The organism is Streptomyces sp. STR69, from assembly GCF_024519455.1.
Classification (GTDB): Bacteria; Actinomycetota; Actinomycetes; order Streptomycetales; family Streptomycetaceae; genus Streptomyces.
In genome coordinates this window covers 305,521-313,097 of the sequence record NZ_JALJRY010000010.1, presented here as the reverse complement: position 1 = coordinate 313,097, position 7,577 = coordinate 305,521, and the positions used below count along the sequence as shown (strand labels likewise).

Below are 7,577 nucleotides of genomic sequence, written 5' to 3'. Positions count from 1 at the left end.
CGGGGACCCGCCGAGGTCAGCGGACGTCGACGTAGTCGCCCGAGGTGGTGACGGGTGCGGTGGTGGACGAACCGGCGAAGGTGTAACGCCAGTAGCCGTCCGCCGACGCCTTGGCCGTGGTCTTCAGGCTTCCGGAGCTGCTGGTGGTGACCGTCTTCACCGTCGTGTATGTGGACGCCCCCTTCTTCCGGAACTGAAGCTTCACCTTCTGGCCGGCATAGCCGTGGTAGCCACCGAGCGTCTCCCAGTCCGCGCGGGACAACTTGCCTGTGATGGTGAGGGTCTTGCCCTTGGCCACCGGGTCAGGAGCCGCGTTGGCCGTCAGGGTCGCGTCACGTACGACGGGCGCCGACTTGGCAGCGTGCAGGTCGACATGGCCCGTACCGTCCGCGGACTCGGTCCAGGCGGCCACCTTCCAGGTGCCGGCGAGGGAGTTGCGCCCGAGAATCCAACGCGGCTGGATGTAGGCGAAGTGCGCCTCGCAGGTGGAGGTGCTCGTGGTGACCTTGGTGCAGGTCGCCGGCCAGGTGCCGTAGAGGACGGCGTCGGGTGTGTCGTACGAACCCTTGTAGAGGTACATGTCTCCGCCCGCGATCCCGGATGGGTCGGTGGCGGTGAACTTCGCCTTGAATTCCTGCAGCGGCGCGTCGGTGAGCTCGACCGGCTTGCCCCCGTTGACCACGACGTTCGAAATACGGGTCGCCCCCACCGTCTCGTCGCCCTGGGGCGCCGGGCCCGCGAACGCCCGCGTGATGGTGCGGCGGAGACTGCCGCCCTGATCGTCGCGGGCGGTGACGCGCAGCGAGACGAAGGAAGCGGTGGCGGGAACGTCGACCGTCGCCGAGCCGTCCGGCGCGACGGCCAGGTCCGTCCAAGTGGTGCCGTCGTCCGTGGAGTAGGCGAGCCCGGTGATCCTGGTGTTCGCCGCCGCGTCCGTGTTGCGGGTAGTCGCGGTCGCCCGTACCTGGACGGGGCCGGCAGCCGCGCGGCCGTAGCCGTCCAACCCCGGAACACTCAACCGCGTGTCGATCAGCGGGAGTTCCCGGCCCTCGGCGTAGGCCGAGCGGAAGGTCCACTCGTTGTGCACGTCCGTGGACAGCCGGGAGTACGGGACGCGCCGGTGGACGGTCTGGTCGAGAATGTATGTCCCCTGCAGCGACGGCAGGGGAGACGACGTCAGCGAGTGGTACGCGTCGAGGCCGGTGGCCTGTGCGTAGGTGACGCCGTCGGAGGAGGTGAGCCTGTACGAGTACGTCGCGCGGCCGTCGATCGCCGTGTGGCCGGCCTCGTCGCTGAAGGTGTTGCCCTCGGACAGCACGATCTTCCCGGAGTTCCGCTGCGAACCGCCCCACTCCCGGCGGAGTGGCTGGAGCGGGGCCGCTCCCAGGGTCTCGCCCGCGTTGGTTCCGGCGGCCGACGTGCGGTCCGGGAGGTTCAGGCTCAGCTCACCGGTGCCGTACGACAGCAGCCGGCCGTAGGTGATGCCCGGTGTGGCGTACTCGGTGACCGAACCGGCAACCGGCACCGCGCCACCGATGTAGACGCCCGTCCACTCGCCGAAGGACGGGGCGCTCTGCAGGAAGGCCGTCGTCCGGGTGCCCGGGGCGCCCACCTTCGTGACGGTCTTCGCGAGGGCCGAGGCGCGGACCGTCGCGATGGGTGAGGCGGGCACGGTGGTCGTGAAGCTGTGGGTGAGGTCGTAGCGGTAGGGGCTCGGCACACTCGCCGAGGCGCCCTTCTTGCCGAGCACCTCGTGCAGGCGCAGCGAGACGCCGCTCACCGAGAACGGGGTGACATACACCTTGTCGGCTCCCGATCCGGCGAAGCCGGCCAGGTCGCCGCCCGGGACACTGATCCACACGGCGGCCGCGTCCCGGGTGGCGGTGGTGTCGTCGGGGCGGATCGCGGTCTCCTTCGCCGCGCGCTGGTCGAAGGTGACGGTCTTGGCGGCCGAACCGACCGAGAAGGTGCGCGTGAGCAGGTAGCTCGGCTCCTGCCAGTCGCTGTGCAGCGCGACCGAGAAGTAGTCACCCGGCGGCAGCTTCACGGTCGACGAGGCGCCGGCAGTGTCGCTGTCGACGGCGTACGACGTCCAGGTCCTGCGGTCCCATACGTAGAAGAGCTTGGACCGGACGTCGGCGTTCGTGATGCTCAGCTTGACCGAATAGGCCGCCGCGGCGGCGTTTGTCGTCGTGGGAGCGCTCTGCGCGGCTTTGGTTCGCGCGGTCAGCGGAAGCTTCGCGGTCGCGCGGTCGGCTGCGGACTTCCCCGTGGGCCGCACGGACACCGTGCCGTCCACCGATGCGACGGCGTAGCGCGGTGCGGAGGCATCGCTTTTCGGATCAGCCGTCATCCGGATGTCACGCCCGTCGACGAGTTCGACGCGCCCGTCGTCTCCCAGCCCGACGCTCCGCCCTGTGCGGAGTGCCGCGTCGTCCGTCGACGACACCGTCCCTACCGTCGCCGGACCGCTGTCCGACGCCGTCGCCGCAGGCACGGGCGCGAGCAGCAGCGAGGCAGTCGACACTGCTCCGCACAGTCCCGCCGCAGCACGTCTTCGAACCCACCCCACACGAAGAACGGACATCAATGACCCCCCTGACTGTTTCCCCTGAGAACCGCCCCGGCGCATCCGCCACAGCGAGCGATCAGTTCACTCTAAGCGTCGGCAGTGACAGCGCCATGAGCTGGAGCTTCTTCGAGGGCAAGGAGAACTACCGCCGGTGCGCGGTGGCGGGCACGGACGGACTGGGCGGCACCCAGGTGATCCTCCGTGATCTCCATGATCGCCTCATTCGCCCAGCGATGCCGCCATCGCTCAACTGCGGGAGCTGATGCGGCAGATGACCAGCGTTGATCTGCTCAGCACCACCGCACGCGTCCGCGAACTCAACCTCGGACCGAGACCGATGCGGTGGTGGCCGATCCGGCGCTCCAGCCGTAGCGGTGAGCGGTCACCGTCGCGGTGATCTTATGACCCTTGTCGCCCTTCACCTCGGCGTAGGTCGACTTGGTGGCACCAGTGATGACCTTGCCGTCGCGTTTCCAGGAGTACGAGTACGAGGTGGCCGTCGGCGACCAGGTTCCGTGTGCGGCCGTCAGCCGGTAACCGACCTTGGCGGTGCCGCTGAGCAAGGGCGCCTCGGTGGCCTTCGCCGCAGGGCCGACGGCGACCATGACGGAGGGGGACGTGGAGTCGGCCGCACCCGCGCCGTTGCCGGCCGTGACCTTGCACGCGATCTTGTGGGTGTAGTCGTCCGAGGTCAGCGTGCGGGTCGTGCCGGTGGCGCCGGAGATGGTCCGGCCGTCACGCAACCATGACCACACGCCGGTCGCGTTGTAGCCGGACCAGGCCGCGGAACACGTCACCGTATCCGGACAGCGCGTATCCGGACCGGAGCCGGGTGAGGGCGCGGTCCAGGAGACCGTGGCAGACCATACGGCCGATCACTGCGAGGACGGCCCCGGTGTCCCGGAGGGCGGTCGCGGAGGTGGCGCTTGTGCGGGCGGCCAGAGGTGCTTGCCGAAGCCCCGGCCGCTGAGCGGTTGGGCCGCGATCCGGCCGGCGAGGTCGAGCGCGGCCTCGACGGGCGGGCAGGCGGCGCGTTCGTCGCCGGTGGGCCGGCGGCCCAGGGCCTCCGGTACGGCGCGCGTGACGTCCTCGGCCCGCTCCCGCCGACAGGCTGCGGACGTCGAGGAACTGCGTGCCGATCGTGTTGCGGGAGCGGCCGGGGCGGCATCAGCAGCGCGCCGTGGGCTCACAGGTGGAGTCGGCCGGCGAGCATCGCCATGGCGAGTTCGGCCCGTGAGCTGTGGCCCGTGCGTGCGAACAGTCGGTGCCCGACGTTCTGCTCGCCGGCTGGAGGACCTTCGCGATCAGGCCGCGGGCCTAGAAGTAGTGTTTGCGCCCGCCGACCTGGCGACCACTGGCCCCGAGAATCCAGAGCACCGCGCCGACCACGACGAGCACACAGCCCACGGTGGTCAGCAGCGATATACCGACCAGCAGGCCGATGACGAGCAGGATGGCGCCAAGGACAACCATTTCGGTTCCGATCTTCAGATTCCTCGGTGTGGGGGCGAGAGCCGGCCGGCCGCGCTGTCGGCGGCCGGCGTATCCCTGTCGTGCCACCTCCGTGTGCCCCGGTCTCCGCTGCCCATGCCCACTCAGGTCACCATCCCCGCACCCGCAGCAGAGAAGGACGGGCGTCCGGTCAGAGGAAGCGTCGTACCGGCACGACAGCCGTCTCCCTGACGCGCTGGAGCAGTGCGCGCCGTTTCCATCGCCCGGCGCTGATGCGTTCGCTGTGCTCCAGGTCCTCCGCGAAGTGGCGGTCCAGCGTCGCGGTGAACGTGCGGTCCAGTACGGCGAGCATGACCTCTTCGTCGTGGTCGAGGGAGCGGCGGTTGAAGTTCGTCGAGCCGATGAGTGTCGCCGTCCTGTCGACGGTGACGACCTTGGTGTGGAGCATGGTGGGCTGGTACTGGAAGATCTTCACCCCGCAGTTGGTGAGGTCCTCGTAGCAGCGCTGGCCCGCGAGTTGGCAGACCCTCTTGTCGGTGTACGGGCCGGGCAGCAGGATCTCCACCTCGACCCCGCGGCGGGCCGCGGCGCACAGCAGCTCGATGAAGTACGCGTCGGGCGCGAAGTAGGCGGTGGCCAGCCGGATTCTTTCCTCCGCCGTCTCGATCACCACGCGGAACAGGGTCTGCATGTCCTGCCAGCCGAAGCTGGCCGAGCCCCGCACCACCTGCACCACGGCATCGCCCTGCGGGGTGTGGTCGGTGAACCGGTCGCGGTCGTCGAAGAGTTCGTCGTGGCACTCGGCCCAGTTCTGGGCGAAGGCGGCGGCCAGCCCGTCCAGGGCGGGTCCGCGCACTTGTACGTGGGTGTCCCGCCATTCGTCCGGGTTGCGGGCGTCGCCGCACCATTCCTCGGCGATGCCGACGCCGCCGGTGAAGGCGGTTTCCTCGTCGACGACGAGGACCTTGCGGTGACAGCGGTGGTTCTGCTTCAACGGAGACAGGTACAGCGGCCTGCGGAACCAGGCCACCTGCACGCCGGCCCGCTCCATGGCCTCCAACTGGTCCTTCTCGATGAGCCGGCTACCGAAGCCGTCCAGCAGCAGCCGTACTCTCACCCCTTCGCGCGCCCGCTCCGCGAGCGCGTCGGCGAACTGCCGCGCGATCTCCCCCTTCCAGTAGACGAACGTCATCATGTCCACCGTGTACCGCGCGGAACGGATCCGGCCCAGCATCGCGCCGAAGATCTCGTCCCCGTTGCGCAACGGGAGCAGCGCGTTGCCTTCCGTGGCCGCGATGCCTATGAGCCGATCCCACGGGACACGGGACCGGACCGAAGCCTCCTGCGTGACGACAGCGCTGTCCGTCGTACCGCCGTCGTGACCTGGGCAACGCGCTGCCCGGGCGGTGCGCCGGCCCCAGATCCGGCCGGCGGTCCTCCGAACTCATGGGCAGCGCGCTCACCTCCGGACGTGCCGGGGGGGGACCTGCGCCTGATACCCACGGATGTTTTCGGACGTACGGCGCATCCGCCAGCCTGTGCCCGTGCGAAGGGGTTGTGGAGGCGACCGAAGCCGAACCGGGCGGCGCAGGCTCCATCGGCCCGTCGGGCCGCGACGCTCCGACGGGCACGGTCACCCCGTTGCGGAGATGATTCGGATGACGAGGCAACAGCTCGGAGCAAGCGCGTGGAGGCAGGATCGTGAGCGCGGACGGACAGCGGAACGCGACCGACACCGCGGCGGGACGCGGCGGGCGCGGGCCCGAGCGGCTGCACTGCCTGGTCACCGGAGCGTCCGGGTACATCGGCGGACGCCTGGTACCGGAACTGCTGGAGGCCGGTCACCGGGTCCGCTGTCTGGCCCGTTCCCCGGCCGCACTGCGCGACCACCCCTGGGCCGGTGAGGTGGAGCCGGTTCGCGGGGACGTCACGGACCCGGAGTCGGTCGCCTCGGCCATGCGCGGCATCGACGTGGCGTACTACCTGGTGCACGCCCTCGGATCCGGCTCCGGCTTCGAGGAGACCGACCGCCGCGCCGCGCACATCTTCGCCGAGCAGGCGCGGGCCGCCGATGTACGGCGGATCGTCTACCTCGGCGGACTCACCCCGCAGGACGTACCCGAGAGCACTCTGTCCCCGCATCTGCGTTCCCGGGCCGAGGTCGGACGCATCCTCCTGGAGGCGCCGGTACCCGCCACCGTGCTGCGGGCGGCGGTCGTCATCGGTTCCGGGTCGGCGTCGTTCGAAATGCTGCGCTACCTCACGGAGCGACTGCCGGTGATGGTCACCCCGAGCTGGGTGCACACCCGCACCCAGCCCATCGGGGTGCGGGACGTACTGCGCTACCTCGTCGGCTCCGCGACCATGCCGGACGACATCAACCGCACGTTCGACATCGGCGGACCGGACGTCCTCACCTACCGCGAGATGATGCGCCGCTACGCCCTCGTCGCCGGGCTGCGTCCACGCCTCATCGTGCCCGTTCCGGTCCTGACGCCCAGGCTGTCCAGCCACTGGGTCGGTCTCGTCACACCGGTGCCCGCCTCCATCGCCCGACCGCTCACCGAGTCCCTGCGCCACGAGGTCGTCTGCCACGAGCACGACATCAACGAGCACGTACCCGACCTTCCGGGCCGCCCGCTGCCCTTCGACGAGGCGCTCGCCCTGGCGCTGCAAAGGGTGCGGGAGGCGAAGGTGTCCACCCGCTGGTCGTCCGCCGCCGTACCGGGGGCGCCGAGTGACCCGCTGCCCACGGACCCGGACTGGGCGGGCGGCAGCCTCTACCAGGACGAGCGGCAGCTGTCGGTGGACGCGTCCCCTCAGGCGTTGTGGAAGGTGATCGAGGGCGTCGGGGGTGACAACGGCTGGTACTCCCTCCCGCTGGCCTGGGCGGTCCGGGGCTGGATGGACCGGTTCGTCGGCGGCGTCGGCCTGCGCCGCGGCCGGCGTGATGCCGAGCGCCTCAGGGTCGGCGACTCACTGGACTTCTGGCGGGTCGAGGAGATCGAGCCCGGACACCTGCTGCGACTCCGCGCGGAGATGCGACTACCGGGCCTGGCCTGGCTGGAGATGTACGCGGAGACGGATGCCGACGGCCGTACCCGTTACCGTCAGCGCGCCCTGTTCCACCCCCGCGGCCTGCTCGGCCACCTCTACTGGTGGTCCGTCTCCCCCTTCCACGCGGTCGTCTTCGGCGGCATGGCCCGCAACATCACCCGGGCCGCCGCCAAGGGCACCGAGGGGCCCGGGCGTGCCCGTCTCGCAGCCGAGTGACGAGGAGATCGGCGACGGTCGAACCCACGGCGCGGTGCCAGTGGCCACAGTGCCGGAGCATTGCACGCCTACCGCCCGCCACCGGCGTGGCTTCGGCCCGCGCGGCGACCGCGCGGACTTCCGGTTCAGGGGTGATCCGTCGCTGCGTGCCCGACGGCTTGGTCTCCTGACGGCAAGGTGGTCGTTCGTCGCCCGCCCCCCTGCCGTCGCCGTCCGGCGTCACCTGCGTTTTCACCACTGTCAGGACCAATCCCCGGCCCGCGCAGGATCGGATTACGTC

The 7,577-nt window shown here is 70.3% G+C and carries 5 protein-coding genes and 1 pseudogene; 1 reads left to right on the top strand and 5 read right to left on the bottom strand.

Annotation, left to right across the window (positions count from 1 at the left end; genetic code table 11):
- Positions 1 to 16: 16 nt before the first annotated feature.
- From OC490_RS21065 to OC490_RS21045, 5 genes and pseudogenes are all read right to left on the bottom strand, one after another.
- Complete coding sequence (locus tag OC490_RS21065) at positions 17 to 2,527, bottom strand: hypothetical protein (RefSeq protein WP_262059511.1); 2,511 nt, start codon at positions 2,525 to 2,527, stop codon at positions 17 to 19.
- A 362-nt stretch (positions 2,528 to 2,889) separates the two neighbouring features.
- Entirely contained in the window at positions 2,890 to 3,369 is a 480-nt protein-coding gene (locus OC490_RS21060) for a hypothetical protein (RefSeq protein ID WP_262059510.1), read from the bottom strand.
- Positions 3,370 to 3,447: 78 nt separating this feature from the next.
- On the bottom strand, positions 3,448 to 3,762 hold the full coding sequence (locus tag OC490_RS21055) for a hypothetical protein (RefSeq protein ID WP_262059509.1): 315 nt from the start codon (positions 3,760 to 3,762) through the stop codon (positions 3,448 to 3,450).
- A 127-nt stretch (positions 3,763 to 3,889) separates the two neighbouring features.
- Positions 3,890 to 4,045, bottom strand: a complete 156-nt coding sequence (locus tag OC490_RS21050; protein WP_262059508.1) for a DUF6131 family protein — start codon at positions 4,043 to 4,045, stop codon at positions 3,890 to 3,892.
- Positions 4,046 to 4,214: 169 nt separating this feature from the next.
- Positions 4,215 to 5,339, bottom strand: a pseudogene (locus OC490_RS21045) (phospholipase D-like domain-containing protein); the annotation flags it as partial.
- A gap of 386 nt (positions 5,340 to 5,725) precedes the next feature.
- Between OC490_RS21045 and OC490_RS21040 the strand changes: the two are divergent.
- Positions 5,726 to 7,297 (top strand): SDR family oxidoreductase, encoded by a 1,572-nt coding sequence (locus OC490_RS21040; protein WP_410098784.1) that lies wholly within the window; start codon positions 5,726 to 5,728, stop codon positions 7,295 to 7,297.
- Positions 7,298 to 7,577: the final 280 nt, after the last annotated feature.

Excerpts from the sequence above, each read along its gene's own strand:
- OC490_RS21050 (WP_262059508.1), bottom strand. The coding sequence starts at position 4,045 with ATGGTTGTCCTTGGCGCCATCCTGCTCGTCATCGGCCTGCTGGTCGGT.